The organism is Collinsella sp. CLA-ER-H2 (genome assembly GCF_040092405.1).
In the GTDB taxonomy this organism is placed as follows: Bacteria; Actinomycetota; Coriobacteriia; order Coriobacteriales; family Coriobacteriaceae; genus Collinsella.
The window spans coordinates 19388-40500 of the sequence record NZ_JBBNLO010000021.1 but is presented as its reverse complement, the minus strand read 5'-3'; the positions used below and the strand labels follow the sequence as shown (position 1 = coordinate 40500).

General features: G+C 61.8%; 16 protein-coding genes and 1 tRNA gene. All 17 read left to right on the top strand.

Translation table 11 applies throughout. The annotated features are described in order from the left end of the window. The first annotated feature begins 27 nt into the window (after positions 1-27). The 17 genes from AAAX59_RS07165 to AAAX59_RS07085 all read left to right on the top strand — a co-directional run bounded on the left by AAAX59_RS07165 (position 28) and on the right by AAAX59_RS07085 (position 21028). Positions 28-939: an HAD family hydrolase gene (locus AAAX59_RS07165; RefSeq protein WP_138374737.1), complete on the top strand. Its 912-nt coding sequence runs from the start codon at positions 28-30 to the stop codon at positions 937-939. Positions 940-992: 53 nt separating this feature from the next. Next, on the top strand, positions 993-1877 hold the full coding sequence (gene murI, locus AAAX59_RS07160; RefSeq protein ID WP_349071275.1) for a glutamate racemase: 885 nt from the start codon (positions 993-995) through the stop codon (positions 1875-1877). Positions 1878-1932: 55 nt separating this feature from the next. Further along, on the top strand, positions 1933-2658 hold the full coding sequence (gene rph / locus AAAX59_RS07155; RefSeq protein WP_349071274.1) for a ribonuclease PH: 726 nt from the start codon (positions 1933-1935) through the stop codon (positions 2656-2658). 146 nt (positions 2659-2804) lie between these two features. Beyond that, positions 2805-3446, top strand: coding sequence for an RdgB/HAM1 family non-canonical purine NTP pyrophosphatase (gene rdgB, locus AAAX59_RS07150; RefSeq protein ID WP_022094898.1), 642 nt, complete (start codon positions 2805-2807; stop codon positions 3444-3446). 3 nt (positions 3447-3449) lie between these two features. After that, entirely contained in the window at positions 3450-3896 is a 447-nt protein-coding gene (dtd, locus tag AAAX59_RS07145) for a D-aminoacyl-tRNA deacylase (protein WP_138374740.1), read from the top strand. A gap of 129 nt (positions 3897-4025) precedes the next feature. Next, a complete protein-coding gene (locus AAAX59_RS07140; protein ID WP_006234957.1) occupies positions 4026-4322 on the top strand; it encodes a Veg family protein in 297 nt (98 codons plus the stop codon). Positions 4323-4324: 2 nt separating this feature from the next. Further along, positions 4325-5221, top strand: coding sequence for a 4-(cytidine 5'-diphospho)-2-C-methyl-D-erythritol kinase (gene ispE / locus AAAX59_RS07135; RefSeq protein WP_349071273.1), 897 nt, complete (start codon positions 4325-4327; stop codon positions 5219-5221). Positions 5222-5270: 49 nt separating this feature from the next. Then, positions 5271-5347, top strand: a tRNA-Pro gene (locus AAAX59_RS07130). A 112-nt stretch (positions 5348-5459) separates the two neighbouring features. Continuing rightward, positions 5460-5735 carry a twin-arginine translocase TatA/TatE family subunit gene (gene tatA / locus AAAX59_RS07125; RefSeq protein WP_195444097.1) on the top strand — a complete coding sequence of 92 codons (276 nt, stop codon included), beginning with the start codon at positions 5460-5462 and terminating at the stop codon, positions 5733-5735. Positions 5736-5842: 107 nt separating this feature from the next. Further along, positions 5843-6313, top strand: coding sequence for a transcription elongation factor GreA (greA, locus tag AAAX59_RS07120; RefSeq protein WP_117820769.1), 471 nt, complete (start codon positions 5843-5845; stop codon positions 6311-6313). 78 nt (positions 6314-6391) lie between these two features. Then, positions 6392-8356, top strand: a complete 1965-nt coding sequence (gene lysS / locus AAAX59_RS07115; protein WP_349071272.1) for a lysine--tRNA ligase — start codon at positions 6392-6394, stop codon at positions 8354-8356. A gap of 340 nt (positions 8357-8696) precedes the next feature. Then, positions 8697-10265, top strand: a complete 1569-nt coding sequence (locus AAAX59_RS07110; protein WP_349071271.1) for a threonine/serine exporter family protein — start codon at positions 8697-8699, stop codon at positions 10263-10265. Positions 10266-10578: 313 nt separating this feature from the next. Continuing rightward, positions 10579-11127 carry a hypothetical protein gene (locus AAAX59_RS07105; protein WP_055250338.1) on the top strand — a complete coding sequence of 183 codons (549 nt, stop codon included), beginning with the start codon at positions 10579-10581 and terminating at the stop codon, positions 11125-11127. A gap of 281 nt (positions 11128-11408) precedes the next feature. Beyond that, complete coding sequence (locus tag AAAX59_RS07100) at positions 11409-15848, top strand: acyl-CoA dehydratase activase (RefSeq protein ID WP_349071270.1); 4440 nt, start codon at positions 11409-11411, stop codon at positions 15846-15848. After that, positions 15832-16521, top strand: coding sequence for a TetR/AcrR family transcriptional regulator (locus tag AAAX59_RS07095; protein ID WP_055309426.1), 690 nt, complete (start codon positions 15832-15834; stop codon positions 16519-16521). Before AAAX59_RS07100 ends, AAAX59_RS07095 begins: the two co-directional genes overlap by 17 nt. Before the next feature lie 192 nt (positions 16522-16713). Further along, a complete protein-coding gene (locus AAAX59_RS07090) occupies positions 16714-19356 on the top strand; it encodes an ATP-dependent Clp protease ATP-binding subunit (protein ID WP_349071269.1) in 2643 nt (880 codons plus the stop codon). A 214-nt stretch (positions 19357-19570) separates the two neighbouring features. Then, complete coding sequence (locus AAAX59_RS07085; protein ID WP_349071268.1) at positions 19571-21028, top strand: aminoacyl-histidine dipeptidase; 1458 nt, start codon at positions 19571-19573, stop codon at positions 21026-21028. Positions 21029-21113: the final 85 nt, after the last annotated feature.

Sequence of the window (21113 nt, the reverse complement as noted above, 5' to 3'; positions counted from 1 at the left end):
AAGCCCCTTCTACGTAATGGAGTGACCATGTCCCACAATACCCTGCCGACCGTCGCTGAGCTTTCGGGCGAGATGCGCGAGCGTCTTGCCAAGGTTAAGTACGTCTTTACCGATCTGGACGCCACCATGCTCGCGCCCGGCTCGTGCGTGCTGCGCGACAACGACGGCAACCCCTCGACCAAGCTCGTCGAGGCCGTCGTGGCACTTGCCCGCGCCGGCATCCAGGTGGTCCCCACCTCGGGCCGCAACCGCACCATGATCCACGAGGATGCGCGCGTGCTCGGCCTCAACTCCTACATCGGCGAGATGGGCGGCCTGGTCATGTATGATCTCAAGGCCAACGATTGGGAGTATCTGACCGGCGATATGCCCTACGACCCCGCCTGCGGCCTCACGCCGCATCAGGTGATCGAGCAGACCGGCGTGTGCGAGAAGATTCTCGCCCGCTGGCCGCATAAGATCGAGTACCACAACGACATGTCGACTGGCTACAAGTACCGCGAGGTCACCGTCGGCATGCGCGGTGATGTGCCCGACGACGAGGTCCAGGCCATTCTTGACGAGGCCGGCTGCGGCCTGGTCTGGGCCTGCAACGGTCACCTGACGCATCTGTCCAAGCCGACGACGCTCGAGCTCGAACGCGTCGAGGATGGCCGCGCGTTTAACATCAATCCCGCCGGCCTCAACAAGGGCGTTGCCATCGCACGTTTCTGCGAGCACCTGGGTATCGAGCGCGAGGAGACGCTGGCGCTCGGCGATTCTGAGTCCGACTTCTACATGGCTGACCACGTGGGCACGTTCTGCCTGGTCGAGAACGGTTTGACCAGCGCCGGCGCGCCCGAGTTCCTGGATGCTTGCGATAACGCCTACGTCACGCGTGGCAAGATTGTCGACGGCTGGGCGGCAACGGCAGAGCTGCTCGTCGCGGCTCGTTCGTAGCGCGGCCCTATCGTTCTGAGCCATATCTTTTCGAGAGAGAATCTGGTGAGGTCATGTCCGATATTGAGAATCTGGCTGGTGACACGCGCCCGATCGGTGTGTTCGACTCGGGCCTGGGCGGTCTGACGGTTGCGCGCGCGATTGCGACGGCGTTGCCGCATGAGTCCGTCTACTACTTTGGCGACACCAAGCGCTGCCCCTACGGCACCCGCACCGAGGACGAGGTGCGCTCGTTTGCACTGCAGGCGGGCCGTTGGCTGTCGAAGCACGACGTCAAGATCATGGTCATCGCCTGCAATACGGCGACCGCTGCGGCCTTGCGTTTGGCCCAGCAGGTGCTCGACGTCCCCGTCATCGGTGTGATCGCACCGGGCGCACGCGCGGCAATCAACAGCACCCGCACGCGCCGGGTGGGCGTGCTCGCCACCAACCTCACCATTCGCTCAGGCGCTTATACGCGTGCCATTCAGGACCTGGATGCCGGCGTCGACGTATACGGCTGCCCTGCCTCGAGCTTTGTCGAGGTCGTTGAGCACGAGCTCGCCTCGGGCGCACATCTGCAAGAGCAGTGGCTCGAGAACGAGGATATCTTCGATACGCCTGCCGTGCGTGCGCTGGTGGGCGCCACGGTTGAGCCGCTGCGCGATCGCGGTATCGATACCGTGGTGCTCGGCTGCACGCATTTTCCGCTGCTCGTGGGGCCTATTCGCCATGCGCTGGGTCCCGGAGTGCGCGTGGTGAGCTCCGCCGAGGAGACCACGCGCGAGCTGACCGATATTCTCACGCGCCGCGAGCAGCTGGCGGGCGACGCTGCCGAGCCGCAGCATCGTTTTGCAACGACGGCCGATAACATTGCCGAGTTTGCGGTGGCGGGCAGCTTTATCTTTGGCCAGCCGCTCAAGAGCATTGAGCATATCGATATCGACGAACTGAAATAGATATAAGGTCACCGACCAAAGGCTCACTTTCACCTTTTGCCGAAAGGATTTTTCTATGGAGTATATGCAGGTCAATCGCGCCAACGGCCGCGCCGCCGATGAGCTGCGTCCCATCAAGCTTACCCGCGGCGTCATGAAGCACGCCCACGGTTCGTGCCTGGCCGAGTTTGGCGATACGCGCGTGCTGTGCGCTGCCACCATCGAGGAGGGCGTGCCGGGCTGGCGCAAGGGCGCCAAGGCCGGTTGGGTAACGGCGGAGTACGCCATGCTGCCGGCATCGACCGGCAAGCGCTGCAAGCGCGAGCATGCCAACCGCAAGGGCCGCTCCATGGAGATCGAGCGCCTCATCGGTCGCAGCCTGCGTACCGTCGTCAACATGAAGGCACTCGGCGAGTACACCGTTACCGTCGACTGCGACGTGATTCAGGCAGACGGCGGCACGCGAACGGCGAGCATTACCGGCGCCTGGGTGGCGCTGCACGACGCCCTTGCCATGTGGGTCGAGGCGGGTAAGCTCGAGCGCATTCCGCTCACGGGTCAGGTCGCCGCGATTTCCATGGGCGTTGTCGACGGCAACACCCTGCTCGACCTGGATTATTCCGAGGACAGTCACGCCGAGGTCGACATGAACCTTGTCGCCACCGATACCAGTGAGATGATCGAGCTCCAGGGCACTGGCGAGCAGGCGCCCTTCGACCGCAAGCGCCTCAATGCCTTGCTCGATTTGGGCGACAAGGGCATCGCCGAGCTCATTGAACTCCAGCGCCAAGCCCTCGCCTAACCTGCCAAAAAGGGACAGGTTTATTTTGGCAGGTTTTATCTGCGGAAACGCCAAAGCATAAGGCTGCCGTTGATTGAGAGGGGAGAGAGGCCGAGGTCCTCGTCGTCCTCAACTCGGCATTGCTATAGAGACAAAGGAGGCCACTCATGGCACTTGAGAAGATCGACATCGACACCCTCGACCCGGCGGCGACCATCGTCGTGGCAACGGGCAACGCTCATAAGCTCACCGAGATCGAGGCCATTTTGGGCAAGGTTATGCCCGAGGTTCGCTTTGTGGCGCTCGGTCAGCTGGGCGATTTTGAGGACCCCGAGGAAAACGGTACGACGTTTTTGGAGAACGCCATCATCAAGGCGCAGGCTGCCGTCGAAGAGACGGGGCTCATGGCCATTGCCGACGATTCGGGCCTGGTCGTTGACGCGCTGGATGGTGAGCCCGGTGTGTATAGCGCGCGCTACGCGGGCGTTCACGGCGACGATGCCGCCAACAATGCCAAACTGCTCGTGAATCTGGAGGGCGTGGCCGACGAGGACCGCACTGCGCGCTTTATGAGCGTCGTCGCGCTCATCGACACGGACGGTTTGGTCACCTATGGTGAGGGCGCCTGCGAGGGCGTTATCGCACACGAGGGTCGCGGCGATCACGGCTTTGGCTACGACCCGCTGTTCCTGCCGGTCGACACGCCGGGCAAGACCATGGCCGAGTTGACGGCGGACGAGAAGAACGCCATCAGCCATCGATTCCATGCGCTCGAGCACCTATCCGCCAAACTGACGGGCGAGGAGTAGGCCGTGCGTGCGGTGGTGCAGCGCGTGCTCAACGCCGGCGTGACGGTCGACGGCGAGTGCGTGGGCAAAATTGGGCGCGGCTATCTGGTACTGCTGGGCGTGGGTCACGGCGACACGCGCGCTGAGGCCGATAAGCTGTGGGGCAAGCTCCGGGGCTTGCGCATTAACGAGGACGAGAACGGCAAGACCAACCTGGCACTTGCCGATGTCGACGGCGAGGTTCTCGTGGTGTCGCAGTTCACGCTGTTCGCCGATTGCCGTCACGGCCGCCGTCCATCGTTTACGGATGCCGGCGCCCCCGATGTCGCCAACGAGCTCTACGAGTACTTCCTGACGCTTGTGCGCGAGGACGTCGAGCACGTAGCACATGGCATCTTCGGCGCCGACATGAAGGTGGACCTCGTCAATGACGGTCCATTCACCATCGTCTTGGACACCGATAGCCTGTAAGTAGTCAATTTGGGACGGGGCTTTTTAGCCACTTGCGTATGGCCACAATAGGGTGCTATAGTATTAGAGTTTTGTCTATCTTAGGGGTATTATCCCCTTTTTGAATTGCACCTTCTGGAGGCCCTGTTCATGGAAGAGATGGAAGTCAATCACGTCGACGACATCCACGAGAAGCTGACCGATATGGTGGGCGATCGCGTTAAGGTGAAGGCCAACATGGGCCGCACCCGCGTCGTCGAGCGCATGGGCACCATCAAGAGCGTCCATCCGGCGGTCTTTATCGTCGAGGTCGACGAGCGCCGTGGCCGCAAGTCGCGTCAGTCCTACCAGTATATTGATGTTCTCACCGGCCAGGTCGAGCTGTTCGACCCCGAGAGCGGCGAGCACATTTTTACCCCGCTCGGCAATCAGCTCGAGGAGCACTAGCGGTGACCGATTGGTCCCTGACCCTTTCCGCGCCGGCAAAGATCAACCTCTATCTGGGGGTTCATACCGAGCGCGACGACCGCGGCTACCATAAGGTCGATTCCCTGATGGCAGCCGTCGGTCTTGTCGATACCGTTACGGTTACGCCGGCACAGGCACTGACCGTCCAGACGATTCCGGCATCCGATTTTCCCATGCAAAAGAATACGGCGTATCGTGCGGCCGCTGCTATGGCCAAGCATTATGGTCGCGAAGCCAATGTCTGCATCACGATCGAGAAGCGCATCCCGTTGTGTGCCGGCCTGGGCGGTCCTTCGACGGATGCCGCGGCGGTCATTGTCGCCTTGGCAGAGAGTTGGGGCATCGACCGTGCCGATTCTGCGTTGGACAACATCGCGCGCGGCATTGGCGCCGACGTTCCCTTCTTTTTGCATGCCAGCCCTGCATTTTACGTGGGTGGGGGAGACGTGCTGGCAACCGAGTACCCCGCACTACCCGCGACACCCGTCGTGCTGGTCAAGCCGCGCGAGGCAAGCGTTTCAACAATTGAAGCCTATCGACGTTTTGACGAGACCCCAGCGCCTGCGGACAAGCCCGGAGCGATTGCATCTGCCCTTCGCTCGGGAGACGCAGAGGCGGCCTACGCGCTCGTCCACAACAACCTGGGTGTCATTTCCGCGCAGATGGAGCCGCGGATTCAAACGGTGCTCGACTGGCTTCGTTCACAGGACGGTACCATTGCCGCAAACGTGTGCGGTTCGGGTGCCTGCTCGTTTGCCATTTGCGATACTGCCACCACGGCAGTCAATCTTGCGGCAGCCGCTCAACAAAACGGCTGGTGGGCTTATGCAACGGAGCTCGTTTCCGACACGGTTCGCATCGAAGCGCCAAAGAAGTAAAAATTTCTCTGGCACACGACGGAAATCTTTGTTACTATAATCGAGCTAACGGGTTGTGGCTCAGTTTGGTAGAGCACTGCGTTCGGGACGCAGGGGTCGCTGGTTCAAATCCAGTCAACCCGACCAGAGCATGAGGAGGGACCGCTTCTTGCGGTCCCTTTTTTTAGCTATTGTTGTGATACCGCGATACCCGCGGTATACTCATTCGAGCTTGTCTCGCTGTATTGTGGAGGTCTACATGTTTGGACTGAGGGCTCCTGAGCTCATCATTATTCTCGTCGTTGTCCTGATTATCTTTGGGCCCAAGAACCTGCCGAAGCTCGGTAAGTCCCTCGGCTCTACCGTCAAGAATATCCGCGAGGGTATGGAGGGCGACGATAAGGGCGAAACCAAGCAGGCCGAGGAGGTTGTGGTCGAGGAGTCCAAGGAGGACAAGGAGATCGCAGAGCTCGAGGCCAAGCTCGCTGCTGCCAAGCAAAAGAAGGCAGAGGACAGCGACGCGGACGCAGAGTAGTCCCATCCCTTTGGGGTGAGCACCTGACCGGCTTGCCCGCAGGCTAGCCGGTCTTTTTCGTTTTTGTTGACAGTTGATCGTTACATCATAGTTGGGGAGATATCCGTATGGACGCAAGCCAGATCGTACTGACCGCTGAGGGCCGCCAGAAGCTCGTCGAGGAGCTCGCTTGGCGTGAGGGCGATTACGCCAAGGAGATCGTCGAGGACATCAAGGAAGCCCGCGCGTTCGGCGACCTTTCGGAGAACTCCGAGTACGATGCCGCCAAGGACAAGCAGGCCCAGAACGCCGCTCGTATCGCCGAGATCCAGGCCATCCTCGCCAACGCTCAGATCGCTGCCAGCACGGGCGACCTGACCGTCTCCATTGGCTCGACTGTTACCCTGGTCGACCCCAACGGTGAGCTCATCGAGGTCACGCTTGTCGGTACCACCGAGACCAACTCGCTCGAGCACAAGATCTCCAACGAGTCTCCGGTCGGCCACGCCATCATCGGTCATGGCGAGGGCGATTCCGTCGAGGTCGTTACGCCTTCCGGCAAGACTCGCGTCTACACCATCGCCAAGATCGCACGCTAGACCACGGTCCCGCGTAAAGGTGTGTTTTCGCTCCCTGGGACCGAATCCTGGGGAGCGTTTTAGTTTGAGGAGCTAACTATGGCAGAGAACCAGAACGCCGCCGATCAGGCATCGACGCTCAACGACGAGCGCGCCACCCGCCTGGCCAAGCGCGCCGCCCTGTTCGAGGCGGGCCAGAACCCCTATCCCGAGCACTCTGAGCTTGAGGACTACGTCGCCGATATCGAGGCTAAGTACGCCGAGCTTGCCGATGGCGAGGACACCGAGGACGTCGTGAAGATCGCCGGCCGCGTGGTCGCCAAGCGCGGTCAGGGCAAGATCATGTTCATCGTCGTGCGCGATGCGACTGCCGAGATTCAGCTGTTCTGCCGCATCAACGATATGGACGAGGCCGCCTGGAATACGCTCAAGGCCCTCGACCTGGGCGATATCCTGGGCGTGACCGGCGTGGTCGTGCGCACCAAGCGCGGCCAGCTTTCCGTTGCCCCCAAGAGCGCGACGCTGCTGTCCAAGGCCGTTCGCCCGCTGCCCGAGAAGTTCCACGGCCTCTCCGACAAGGAGACCCGCTATCGTCAGCGCTATGTCGACCTCATCGCCAACGACGACGTTCGTGAGACCTTCCGCAAGCGCTCGCAGATCCTCTCCACGTTCCGCCGCTTTATGGAGTCCGATGGCTACATGGAGGTTGAGACCCCCATCCTGCAGACCATTCAGGGTGGCGCTACGGCTAAGCCGTTCATCACGCACTTCAATGCGCTCGATCAGGAGTGCTACCTGCGTATCGCCACCGAGCTGCACCTCAAGCGCTGCATCGTCGGCGGCTTTGAGCGCGTGTTCGAGATCGGCCGCATCTTCCGTAACGAGGGCATGGACCTTACCCACAACCCCGAGTTCACTACGATGGAGGCCTACCGTGCCTTCTCCGACCTCGAGGGCATGAAGGCACTCGCCCAGGGTGTCATTAAGGCCGCTAACAAGGCTATCGGCAACCCCGAGGTTATTGAGTACCAGGGTCAGACCATCGATCTGTCCGGTGAGTGGGCAAGCCGTCCCATGACCGACATTGTCTCCGACGTGCTCGGCAAGCAGGTCACCATCGACACGCCGGTCGAGGAGCTTGCTGCCGCCGCGCGCGAGAAGGGCCTGGAGATCAAGCCCGAGTGGACCGCCGGCAAGATCATCGCCGAGATCTATGACGAGCTGGGCGAGGACACCATCGTCAACCCCACCTTCGTGTGCGATTACCCCATCGAGGTTAGCCCGCTTGCCAAGCGCTTTGAGGATGACCCGCGCCTGACCCATCGCTTTGAGTTGGTCATCGCCGGCCACGAGTACGCCAACGCATTCTCCGAGCTCAACGACCCGGTCGACCAGGCTGAGCGCTTCGCTGCCCAGATGGCCGAGAAGGCCGGCGGCGACGATGAGGCCATGGAGTATGACGAGGACTACGTGCGCGCCCTCGAATACGGTATGCCTCCCGCGGGCGGCATTGGCATTGGTATCGACCGCGTGGTCATGCTGCTCACCAACCAGGCTTCTATCCGCGACGTCCTGCTGTTCCCGCACATGAAGCCCGAGAAGGGTTTCCAGTCCGGTGCCGCCGCTGCCAAGGCTGCCGAGGCCGGCAACACCGCGAGCCCCTTCGTCAAGCCGCTCAAGCCCACGCTCGACTACTCCAAGATTGCCGTCGAGCCGCTGTTTGAGGAGTTCGTCGACTTTGATACCTTCTCCAAGAGCGACTTCCGCGCCGTGAAGGTCAAGGCATGCGAGGCCGTCAAGAAGTCCAAGAAGCTGCTGAACTTTACGCTCGATGACGGCACCGGCACCGACCGCACCATCCTCTCCGGTATTCACGATTACTACGAGCCCGAGGACCTGGTCGGCAAGACCCTGCTCGCCATCACCAACCTGCCTCCGCGCAAGATGATGGGTATCCCCAGCTGCGGCATGCTCATCAGCGCCATCCACGAGGAAGAGGGCGAGGAGCGCCTCAACCTGATTCAGCTCGACGCTTCCATCCCTGCCGGCGCAAAGATGTACTAACTAGTTACGCGGTTCTACGAACCGCGTAACGGCTCGACGCTGCGCGGGCCGCATTTGGACAATCTGACGTTCAACTTCAAGGGCGCGACCAGAAGGTCAGCGCCCTTTCGTTTCACGTCACCTTGTCACAAATGCGACCCGCTCGCTGGCGTTGCCAATACATCGACGTTGTCGGAGTAGTCGTTGGGGACGTTCTTAAACGACTAGTCGTTGGGGACGTTCTTAAACGACTACCCAATGGCTATTGCGAACATGGCTCGCATGACAGCCGTCTCTTTTATGTTTCCTTTAGCCGTCGCTGTCTAGGATGGGGGTTAGTCGATAGGAAGGGAGCACCGGGATGGACGATGCGAGCGAGCGCGCAATCGAAGAGGACATGCTCGATCAGTTCAATTACTTTGATGATGAGGACGAGGAGCTGATCGACCGCCGCGAGCCAGCGCCGCTTGATTCCTTTGATCTGGTCGATGAAGAGACTGATGAGGTTGAGGACGAATCAACGGAGTCCCCACAGTCTTCGCGCCTTAACTCGCTGCTTTCGAGAGCCCCCATGCACCACGGCGTTCGTGCCGGCGCGCTCCATATGAAAACTGACTGGCACCAGATCGTGACGGCAGGCGATGAACTTGCCGTCGATGCGCCGCTCACCGATAAATCATCCATCATCTGCCGCACCGGTATGCTTATGCTCGCGAGCGGAACGGGTGCCTGGCGTGTACGCGATACCATGAATCGAGTCGCCGCCGTACTCGGTGTCACCATCCACGTCGACTTGAGTCTCCTATCGTTTGAGTGTACCTGCATCGAAGATGGCCACTGCTTTAACGAGGTTGTCAGCCTGCCCACAACGGGAGTCAATACCCATCGCATTTGGATGATGGAGAGTTTCCTCAAGGAAATCGAGACCTATGGTCGTCGCTTCACGGTACACGAGTATCACGAGATGCTCAGGACCGTTGAGAGCTCAAAGCCCGATTACTCTCCCTGGCAACAGGGCCTTGCGGCAGCCTGTGCTTGCGGCGCCTTCGTCTTTTTGCTCGGCGGCGGTCCTATTGAGATGGCATGCGCGTTCGTGGGCGCGGGTGTCGGCAACTTTGCCCGCTCCCATATTCTCAGGCAAGGCCTTGGTCAGTTCAGCGCGCTGACGACCGGCGTTGCGCTCGCTTGCGTTTCGTATCTGCTGGCATTGCTCGGCCTTGGCCAGGTCATACCGGGGGCAATGTCGCACCAAGAAGGCTATATCGGCGCCATGCTCTTTGTGATTCCCGGCTTTCCACTCATTACGGCAGGCCTCGACATCGCTAAGCTCGACATGCGAAGCGGTATCGAGCGCCTTTCATATGCCGTATCGATTATTGTGATGGCGACGCTCGTAGGTTGGATGGTTGCCGAGTGTGTTGGCCTGGCGCCGGACGACTTTGCGCCGCTCGGCCTTTCTCCGCTTGCTCTTACGCTCCTGCGCGTGGTGATGAGCTTCGTTGGCGTATTCGGCTTCTCGGTGATGTTCAACAGCCCGGTAAAGATGGCCGCGGCAGCTGGGTTGATCGGCGCCGTGTCCAATACCCTGCGTCTGACCCTTGTCGATGCGCCGACGATGATTCCCTTCCTGGGCCTCAGCGCGGGAATGCCTCCCGAGGCAGCAGCGTTTATCGGCGCGCTGGTATCGGGCCTGCTGGCAAGCTTGGCCGAAGTCAAGCTCACCTACCCGCGCATCGCTCTCACGGTGCCTTCGATTGTCATTATGGTGCCCGGTCTGTATCTCTATCGCTCTATGTATTACATGTGCACCTTCGACACAGTCAATATGCTCGGCTGGTTTGTGCGCGCAGTGCTCATCGTAGCGTTTCTGCCCGTTGGGCTGGGTGTGGCGCGTACGCTCACCGACCCTCGCTGGCGCCACACCAGCTAATTGGTACAAGGGGGACAGGTTGCTTTGCACCAAATGAGTTGCGGTGAAATAGGGACTGAATTGCTGCTTAAAGGGTCAAAACAGCCCGTATTCCACCGCAACTTATGGGGTCGGGGGATTATTGGTGCCCTGCATCTTCATAAACTCAACGCTTACGAAGCGCGCGCCGTTCGTGTTAGGGTAGTTCCACCACATAAGTAGTCGCAGACGCACGTATCGCGGGCGGGCGAGATGAAGTCCCAACAGCTCCATCTTGCCCGCCCGTTTTTGTTGCGTGGTGCCGCGGCGTAACACAGAAAGGATTTTGCCCTTTATGCCTATCAACAAACGAGAGAGCCTGCTGTTCACCTTTATCATGTGCTTTTGCATGGTGCTCTGGATGAGCATCTACAACGTTGCCCTGCAGCATGGGGCCATCAACGGCGAGGTTGTTGCCGCCGCGTGGCTCGGCTTCCCCGTTGCCTACGTTTTTGCCATGTGCTGCGACTGGTTCGTCGCCAGCCCGCTCGCCAAGGGTTTCGCCTTTAAGTACTTGGTCACGCCGGGCAAGAGCTCGCCACTTGCCATGACGCTCGCCGTCAGCTCCTGCATGGTCGTTCCCATGGTCATCATCATGTCGCTGTACGGTGCCTGCGAGGGTCTGACGCACATGCCCGGCGGCATCCTTGCGAACCTGTATTCCGTGCCCGCGATCTGGATGATCAACATCCCGCATAATTTTGTGATGGCGCTGCCGTGGAACCTTTTGGTAGCCGGTCCGATTTCCCACTTCGTCTTCCGTCGCGCCTTCCCTGTGGGGACGGTTTTCGAGGAGGAGCATGCCGAGCTCTTGGAGCAGGCTATGGCTCCTGAGTGCGAGTAGCTCGCTTAGGGATCTGCTGAGCGCGGGCGACTTGCTTGGTTGGAGCCCTAAGCGTGGATAGCTCTCTCGGCGACATCGCGGGCGTGAGCGGTGCGCATGACCGGAGGGCCCGTGCTGCTCCGTTGCCCGACGTGCTAGCGCGCAGAACAATCTGTTGGTGCATTCGGCGGCTGCTGAAGCGTTTCGGCAGCCGCTTTTTATACGGAGTTTAAATACAACAGACTGTTGTATTACGTAGAGTGGTATATCTCTAGCAGGAAAAATGCGAGAGACGGAGCATTATGGCGTTGCTAGTAGGACTGGACGTAGGGTCGACGACGACCAAAGTTTACGCGATGCACGAGGATATGACCGAGGCGTGGTGGGGATATCGCCGCCACGGGGCGTGTCAGACAGCGAGCGTGCGCGCCATGCTCGGCGAGCTCGCCGAGCGCTTTCCCCATGAGTCGCTGCGCGTTGCGGTGACCGGCTCGGGTGCGCGCGATATCGCGACCGCGCTGGGCGCCTCGTACGTTCAGGAGGTGGTCGCCAACGCGCTCGCGATCAGCAGGTTCTATCCGCAGACGCGCTGCGCCATCGAGCTGGGCGGCCAAGACGCCAAGATGATCTTCTTCCGCACCAACGATAAGGGAGACATCGAGGTTGCCGACATGCGCATGAACGGCTCGTGCGCAGGCGGTACCGGTGCATTTATCGACGAGATGGCAAAGCTCATGGGGGTCGGCACCGAATCGGGCGAGTTCGAGCAGCTCGCAAGCCGGGGAACGACCGTCCACGAGGTCTCGGGCCGCTGCGGCGTGTACGCAAAGACCGATATCCAGCCGCTGCTCAACGAGGGCATTCCTACCACCGACCTGGCGCTTTCGGCGCTTCACGCGGTCGCCCGCCAAACGATCGGCGGTCTGGCCCAGGGTATCGACATCGAGCCGCCGGTAATCTTCGAGGGCGGTACGCTCGCCTACAACCCCACGCTGGTCCGCGTGTTCCGGGAGCAACTGAATCTATCGGACGATCAGGTTATCGTCCCGCGCGATCCGCAGATCATGGTCGCGCGCGGTGCCGCCCTGTCGCTGACCGACATGTTCGCATCGTCCCAACCGATCGACCTTCCCGACGCTTTTGTCCGGCTGGATAAGCTCGAGACGGTCGCGCCCGCAAGCGGGGAGGGACGTCTTGCCCAGCCCTTTTTTGCCACACCTGCCGAGCAGGCGGATTTTACGGCACGCCATGGCAAAGAGACGCCGGCAAAGGGTCCGGATGCGTATGCGCCCGGAGAGACGGTGCGTGTGGCGCTCGGTATCGATTCGGGGAGCACGACGACCAAGTTCGCCCTGGTCGATGAGGCGGGTGAGCTTGTCGATTCGTTCTACGCGTCTAATAACGGCAGACCGCTCGACGTCGCCCAACAGGGTCTTGTCAGCTTGAAGAACCGCTGGGAGACAGCGGGAGTCACGCTTGCGATCGATGCCGTGGGCACCACGGGATACGGCGAGGAGCTTTTCGCGCGCGCGTTCCACGCCGACTACCATACGGTCGAGACGGTCGCGCACGCCCGCGCCGCGTGCGCATGCGTTCCCGATGCGACCTTCGTGCTCGACATCGGCGGACAGGATATGAAGGCCATCTGGCTCAACCACGGCGTGCTGACCGATATCGTCGTCAACGAGGCGTGCTCTGCGGGCTGCGGCTCGTTCCTCGAGGGTTTTGCCAAAAACCTCGGAATAGCCGTTGAGGATATCGCGACCGAGGCATTTTCGTCCAAAGCCCCCGCCGTTCTCGGCAGCCGCTGCACGGTGTTCATGAACAGCAGCGTCGTTTCCGAGCAGCGGCGCGGTAAGGGTCCGGGCGACATCATGGCCGGTCTCTGCCGTTCGATTATCGAGAACGTGTTCACCAAGGTCATTCGCGTTTCAAATCTCAACCGTCTGGGCGACAAAGTCGTTGTCCAGGGCGGCACGTTCCGAAACGACGCGGTGCTGCGCGCATTCGAGCAGTATCTGGGCAAACCCGTCACGCGTGCGCCCCACCCGGGGCTGATGGGCGCTATCGGTATCGCCCTGCTCGCGCGCGAGGAATGCCGCAAGGGCGACGCCGGCACGTCGTTTATCGGGCTCGATGCCGTGGAGCGCTTCGAGCATCGCGAGTTCGGCGGCGTTACCTGCCGTCGGTGCAACAACCGCTGCCAGCGCGCGGTCGTGGCATTTGGCGACGGCTCGCTTTACGTCACGGGCAATCGCTGCCCGCGCGGCGGCGCCATCTCATGGGATGAGCTCGTGCGCGAGGTTCCCGCGGCGGAGGAGCTGCGTCCGCAGGGTGCTTGCGAGGCACAGGCACCCGGCACGGGGCGCGACCGGACCGCGGCTGCCCCCAATCTCTTTGTCGACCGCGAGAAGCTGCTGTTCGAGTCGTACCCCACGGTTCCCGTCAGCGGGGGGCGCGATGTCACGATCGGCATTCCCCGTGTGCTCGAGTTCTGGGACACCATGCCGTTCTGGTCGACGTTCTTCAGCACGCTCGGCTTTAAGGTGCGCGTCTCGGGACGCAGCACCAAGGCGATGTACGAGCGCGGTCTGGCGCACGTCACATCCGACACCGTGTGCTTCCCGGCCAAGCTCGTCCACGGGCACATCCGCAATCTCGTCGACGCCGGCGTCGACCGCATCTTCATGCCCATCATCACGACGGTGCCCACCGAAAACACCGCCTCTACCAGCGAGTGGATGTGCGCCGTCGTAAAGGGATACCCCTACGTGATGCGCAATTCCGATAACCCGGAGGAGCGTTTCGGCGTTCCGTTCGATACGCCGCTGTTCCACTGGTACGACGAGGGCGACCGAAACCGCCAGCTCAAGGCGTGGTGCAAGGAGACCTTCGATATCGATGCCGACCTGGTTGCCAAGGCGACCGAGCAGGCGGACCGCGCGCAGGAGACGTTTGAGAACCAGCTGCAGCTGCGCGGCAGGCAGGTGCTCGAGAACGTGCGCGAGGACGGCGGCTACGCGGTGGTGATCGCTTCGCGCCCGTACCACAACGACCCGCTGGTCAACCACGGGCTGCCCAAGCTCTTCTCTGAGCGCGGCATCCCCGTGCTGACGCCCGATGCGGTGCCGGGGGTCTGCAACGTCGATCTTTCCAACAGCCGCATCGACATCGTGAACAACTACCATGCGCGCATGCTGTCGTGCGCGGTCATCGTCGCATCGACGCCCGAGCTCGAGCTCGTGCAGATGGGCAGCTTCGGCTGCGGCCACGATGCGTATCTCACCGACGAGATCGCGCGCATGATGGGCGAGATGGGCTCCAAGGTTCCGATGATGATCAAGCTCGATGAGAGCGACGTCGCCGGTCCCATGGGCATTCGCGTGCGTTCGTTTATCGAGTCGGTCAACCGTCGTCGCGCGGAGGAGCGTGCCGAGGGCGCCCGGGTGCACGCGGTCCATCCGCTCGACGACCCGTATAAGGTCAAGTACACCAAGCGCGACCGGCACGACAAGATCGCGCTGGTCCCCAACACCTCCCATGCGTTCTGCAGGCTCATGACCGCGGCGATGCGCAATCAGGGCGTGCGCGCCGAGGCCCTTGATATCGGGCGCGAGGATGCCATCTGCCTGGGCAAACGCTATGTGCACAACGACATCTGCTTCCCCGCGCAAATCGTGATCGGCGAGGCGCTCGCGGCACTCGAGAGCGGTAAGTACGACCCGCACGACGTCGCCGTGGTGACTGGCAAGTATATCGGCGACTGCCGCCTGACGCACTACATGCCCCTGCTGCGCCGCGCGCTCGACGACGCGGGATACGACTATGTCCCGGTGCTCACCAACGACGACGTCGATGCCCACAATGCGCATCCGGGCTTCAAGCTCGGCCTTGGCCCGAGCATCCAGATCGCCTACGGTCTTCCCATGATCGATGCCCTCGAGGCCATGCTTAGGCGCATCCGTCCCTACGAGCTCGAGAAGGGCGCGGCGGACGCTGCGTTCGACCGCGCGCTCGATGAGGTTATCGAGGGCATGGAGCGCTCCGGGCTGAGAGGCCAGGCGACGGGCTTCAAACGCGCGCTTGCGATCATGGACGCCGTTCCGTACGACCGCTCGAACCCGCATCCGACCGTTCTCATCGTGGGCGAGTACCTGCTCAATTTCCATCTCGGCGCCAACCACGAGATCGAGCGCTACCTCGAGGACAACGGGCTCGAGGTCATCGAGGCGCGCATGACCGACGTGATCCGCAAGACCTATTTCTACAAGCATGCGCAGTCGCGCGAGTTCCACGTCGACCTGTCGCTGCCCGAAAAGGCCTGGTACGCCACGGCGGACAACCTGTTCGAGCTCGCGCACGACCGTTGCGACCGCCTGGGCGCGGCGAGCCCGCTCTACGAGCCGCCGACGCGCATGCCCGAGCTCGTGCGCGCGAGCGATAAGATCCTGCACCATACGTTCGATGCGGGCGAGGGCGTGCTGATTCCGGCGGAGATTCTCGAGCACGCCAAGCGCGGCTGCCGCAACTTCGTGATCCTGCAGCCGTTCGGGTGTCTGCCCAACCATGTCGTGGGGCGCGGGCTCATCCATGCGCTCAAGGAGCAGTATCCCACGGCGCAGTTCCTGCCGCTCGACTACGATCCCGACGTGAGCTTCGCCAACGTGGAGAACCGTCTTCAGATGCTCATCATGAACGCCAAGGCGCAGGGGTGCGGTGAGGCGCATGGCGAGACCGCGTAAGGACGCCGATGCGCCCGATGCACGCACCCGTATCATCGAGGCGTTTTGGGAGCTCATCGAGAATAACAGCATCTTCGAGCTGTCGGTTGGCGAGGTGACCCGCGCCGCCCAGTGCAATCGCGGAACGTTTTACTACTATTTTCACGATTTCGATGAACTCGTCGCCATCGCCATAGCCCAGCTGCTGCAGGATAACGAGCTCATTACCGATGCCCTCTGGCATTTTTCGAGCGAGGGCGACCTTTCGGCGTTCGACCGGCGCGACGTCCGCTGCCTGCTGCGGCGCATCGTCATCACCATGAGGGCGGGTGCCGCCGAGCAGGTCGTGCAGGGCATCCATACGATCATCATCGACCGCGTGAGAGAGATCGTCCACCCCGACGGAGAAGAGCTCAAGGCAGATTCGAGCTTTGCGGTGGGCTTTCTGGTCTCGGGCATCATGGGCTTTGTGATGGCGGTCGGCTTTGCCCGGGAGGGCGGCGAGGAGATAGACCTCGAGCAGCCGGGGGACAGCGCGTGCGCGTACCTGAGGGCGGTCGCCATGCAGACGGTGGAAACGGTCGCGCAAGTCGAGGGCGTCGATACATCCGAGCTGCTCGAACGCGTCTCCAAGGAGGCCGATGCCTATCGCGCATCGCGTGCGACGAGTCCCGACGTGGTGAAAGACGCCTAGGGTTTCTCTTGCGGGGCGCCTGTCGCGCATCGCGCGGTGAGTCCCGCGATGCGGTCATAACCTGCATTCATGTGAGCCGGGTTTATAGATATTCCTCCAGCTGTTAACATAGACAACCTGTGGGTAAAGAGACAAAAGCGCCGCCGACGGGCGGGCGTTTTGATTTCGATGAACTCATGTAAGGAAACGAGCATGTTAGATAGATTTACCGATCGAGCGCGCAAGGTCATGTCGATGGCCAAACAGGAGGCGCTCGATCTGCACTCAAATAAGGTGGGCACCGAGCACCTGCTGCTCGCACTCGCCAAGGAGGACGAGGGCATCGCTGCCGAGGCGCTGCGCTCGCTTGATATCTCCTACGACGACATCATGGACACCCTCAAGGAGGTCCAGACCACGGTTCCCGAGCCCAGCGAGGAGACCGAGGCTGCCAAGCTTGCCTTTACGCCGCTCGTCATTAGCGTGATGGAGCGCTCCTTCCGCGTGGCACGTGAGAACAACCAGACCTACGTGTCGACCGAGCACTTGCTGATTGGCATCGTCGAAGAGGGTAACGGCATGGCCATGGACATCCTCATGCGCCTGGGTGTGTCGTCCGCCTCCATCAAAAAGGCTATCGAGAAACTTACCGCCAAGGACCAGGACAAGAAGCGTCCGCTCGCCGGCGCCGGTGCCGGGCGTCCCGGTGCGGGCCTGCCGTTCTTTAGCGGCTCGGACGCGTCGCAGCAAAAGGGGAGCGGCACCGACACGCTCAAGCAGTTCGCCACCAACCTCACGCAAAAGGCGCGCGACGGCGAGCTCGATCCCGTGATTGGCCGCGAAAAGGAAGTCCAGCGCATGATGGAGATCCTTTCGCGCCGCACCAAGAACAACCCGCTTATCCTGGGCGATCCCGGCGTGGGCAAAACGGCCATCGTCGAGGGCCTGGCGCAGCAGATCGCTGCCGGCAACGTGCCCGAGAACCTCATGAACCAGAACATCTGGACGCTCGACCTGCCGGGCCTCGTTGCGGGCGCCAAGTATCGCGGTGAGTTTGAGGAGCGCCTCAAGAACGTGATCCAGGAGGCCACCGAGGCTGACGACGTCATCCTGTTTATTGACGAGATGCACACCATCATCGGTGCCGGTTCTGCCGAGGGCTCCATCGACGCGAGCTCCATGCTCAAGCCCGTGCTTGCACGCGGTGCCTTCCAGATTATTGGCGCCACCACGGCCGAGGAATTCCGCAAGTACCTCACCAAAGACCCAGCCTTCGAGCGTCGCTTCCAGACTATCGATGTCGAGGAGCCGAGCGTCGAGGACACCGTCAAGATCCTGACCGCGCTTAAGCCGCGCTACGAGGAGCACCACCATGTGCGCTACACGCAGGGCGCTATCGAGGCTGCCGCGAACCTTTCCAACCGCTACATCCAGGATCGCTTCCTGCCCGATAAGGCCATCGACCTCATCGACGAGGCCGGTGCCCGCGCTCGCATCGCCGCGAATCGTGCGCCCGAGCCGGTGCGCGAGGCCGAGCATCGCATAGAGGAGCTCAAGGCCGCCGCGCAGGAGGCCACCGAGAGCGACGACATGAACAAGGCCGCCGAGATCACCGAGCAGCAGAAGGCCGCCGAGATTGAGCTCGCCGAGGCCAAGGCCGCCTGGACCGCCGAGCTCGACGCCAGCCCGCTCACCATCGACGTGAGTCAGATTGCCGACATCGTGTCCGTGACCTCTGGCGTGCCGGTTTCCTCGCTCACCGAGAGCGAGAGCCGTCGCCTGCTGCAGACCGAAAGCGTGCTCAAGACCCGCATTATCGGCCAGGACGAGGCCGTCGAGGCCGTCGCCAAGGCCGTGCGCCGCAGCCGCTCGCCGCTCAAGGACCCGCGTCGTCCCGGTGGTAGCTTTATCTTCCTTGGTCCCACCGGCACAGGCAAGACCGAGCTCGCCAAGACGCTCGCCGAGTACCTCTTTGGCAGTAAGGACGCGCTCATCAGCTTCGATATGTCCGAGTTCGGCAGCGAGTTCGAGGTCTCCAAGCTTATCGGTAGCCCTCCGGGTTACGTGGGCCACGACGAGGGCGGTCAGCTTACCAAGGCCGTTCGTCGTCACCCGTACTCGGTCGTGCTGTTCGACGAGATCGAGAAGGCGCACCCCGACATCTTCAACATTTTGTTGCAGGTGCTGGAGGAGGGTCGCCTGACTGATAGCCAGGGCAAGACGGTCGACTTCCGCAATACCGTGATCATCATGACGTCCAACGTGGGCGCCCGCGAGATCGCGCAGGATGCGAGCGTTGGCTTTGGCACCACCGGCGAGCAGGGCCTCACCTCGAGTGAGATCAAGGGCCGTGCGATGGGCGAGCTCAAGCGCCTGTTCCGCCCCGAGCTGCTCAACCGTATCGACGATATTGTGGTGTTCCAGAAGCTCTCGGGCGAGAACCTGACCAAGATTGCTCACCTGCTGGTGGACGATCTGCGCCAGCGCCTGATCGCAAACGGCATGAACATCAAGCTTACCGATGCGGCCTACGACAAGATTGTGGCGGAGGGTACCGACCTCACCAACGGCGCGCGTCCGCTGCGTCGTGCCATCCAAAAGCTCATCGAGGATCCGCTGTCCGAGGAGCTTCTGGCCGGCGAGTGGGGCGAGGGCGATACCGTCCTGTGCGACGTGGCCGATGGCAAGTTTGTCTTTAGCCACGGCACGGGTGAGATCCCGGCGCCGCGTCCGGCGGGTGCGCTCGGGGGCGATACCGCTCCGGCGGCGCCGCACACCGGAAACGCCGCGCCTGTGAGCAGCGGCGTGAGCTCGGGCCCCGGTGGCATGATACAAGCCGGCTCCGGCGCGCTGTAGGGCGTGGCGACAATTTGATACGCGCAATCGAGGCGCTCCGGAAAGGGCGCCTCGATTTGTAGAGCTGCGGAAGTTGTGACCGTTGCGCTATACGGTCCACCGTTAGCCGATGATGCGAGGGCGCTCGGCGTTTTCGACTGGTTTATGCACGCAAAGTCTGGGAATATACAAGTCGCATGTCTTACTGTCTAACCAGTTGCGCCAAGGAGGCACCATGGACTACAAGATTACCGGCTACGAGCCCGCCCAGCTGTTCCATTTCTTTGAGGAGGTCAGCGCGATCCCCCGTGGGTCTGGCAACGAGAAGGGCATCAGCGATTTCCTGGTTGCGTTTGCCAAGGAGCGCGGCCTCGATGTGTACCAGGACGAGGTCTACAACGTCATCATTCGCAAGCCCGCATCTGCCGGCGCCGAGAATGCCCCGACCGTAATGCTGCAGGGCCACATCGATATGGTGTGCGACAAGTTGGGCTCCGTTGAGCACGACTTTACGACCGATGGTATCGACCTGGTCGTCAAGGACGGCGTCCTCACCGCTAACGGCACCACTCTGGGCGCCGACAATGGTATCGCCGTCGCGCTTATGCTTACCGTGCTCAACGACGATTCGATCGTTCACCCCGCTCTCGAGTGCGTATTCACCACCGACGAGGAGACTGGCCTGGTCGGCGCCGAGACGCTCGACAAGTCCCAGATTAGCGCCCGCACCATGATTAACCTTGACTCCGAGGAAGAGGGCGTTGCCACCGTCAGCTGCGCCGGCGGCGTCGTCGTTACCTACACCTGCCCGATCGTGCGCGAGCACAAGACCGGTAGCACCCTCACGCTCGACATCTCCGGCCTGCTGGGCGGTCACTCCGGCAGCGATATTCACCTGGAGCGCGGCAACGGCAACCTCATCATGGCCCGCATCATCGACCGCCTGATGGTTGCCGGCGAGCCCGCCATCGTTAGCTTTAACGGCGGCACCAAGGACAACGCCATCAACCGTGAGTGCAAGGCTGTTCTGGTCTACGCCGACCACGCCGCCGCCGAGGCCGCGGCCCAGATTGCAAAGGGCATCATCGCCGACGTCACTGCTGAGCTCGAGGTCTTCGACCCCGGCTTTACTTGCACCGTCGAGATTGCCGATGACGCCGAGGTCGAGGCCATGGACCAGAAGTCCGCGCTTGCCCTCATCCGCGCCCTGCGTCTTGCCCCTAACGGCGTGATTCGCCGCAACGTCGCCACCGACGGCTCCGTCGAGGTTTCCTCCAACATCGGTGTGGTTGCCACTTCTGACGACGAGGTCAAGATCATGCTGTCACCGCGCTCCTCGATCACCTCGCTGCAGAACGAGTTCAAGGACCGCCTGCAGACGCTGGCCGATGTCCTGGGCTTCGACGCCAAGTTTGAGTTCGAGTATCCCGGCTGGAGCTATGCCGAGCATTCGCCGGTCCGCGACGTCTTTGTCGAGAGCTATCGCGAGCTCTTTGGCTCCGAGCTGCGCATCGAGTCCATTCACGCCGGCCTTGAGTGCGGACTGTTTGTCGAGGCCCTGCACGGTCTGGACGCCATCGCCGTGGGCCCGACGCTCTCCGATGTCCACACCCCGGACGAGAGCATGGAGCTCGCTTCTGCCGAGCGCTTCTACGAGCTGCTCATCGACGTCCTCAAGCGCCTCGCTGCGTAAAGGTTGCGCTAGCAGCAGTCCGAGCCACGTGCTAGCGGATTGCAAATGACATTATGAGAGGGGGCACCCGAGCTTTTGCGATGGG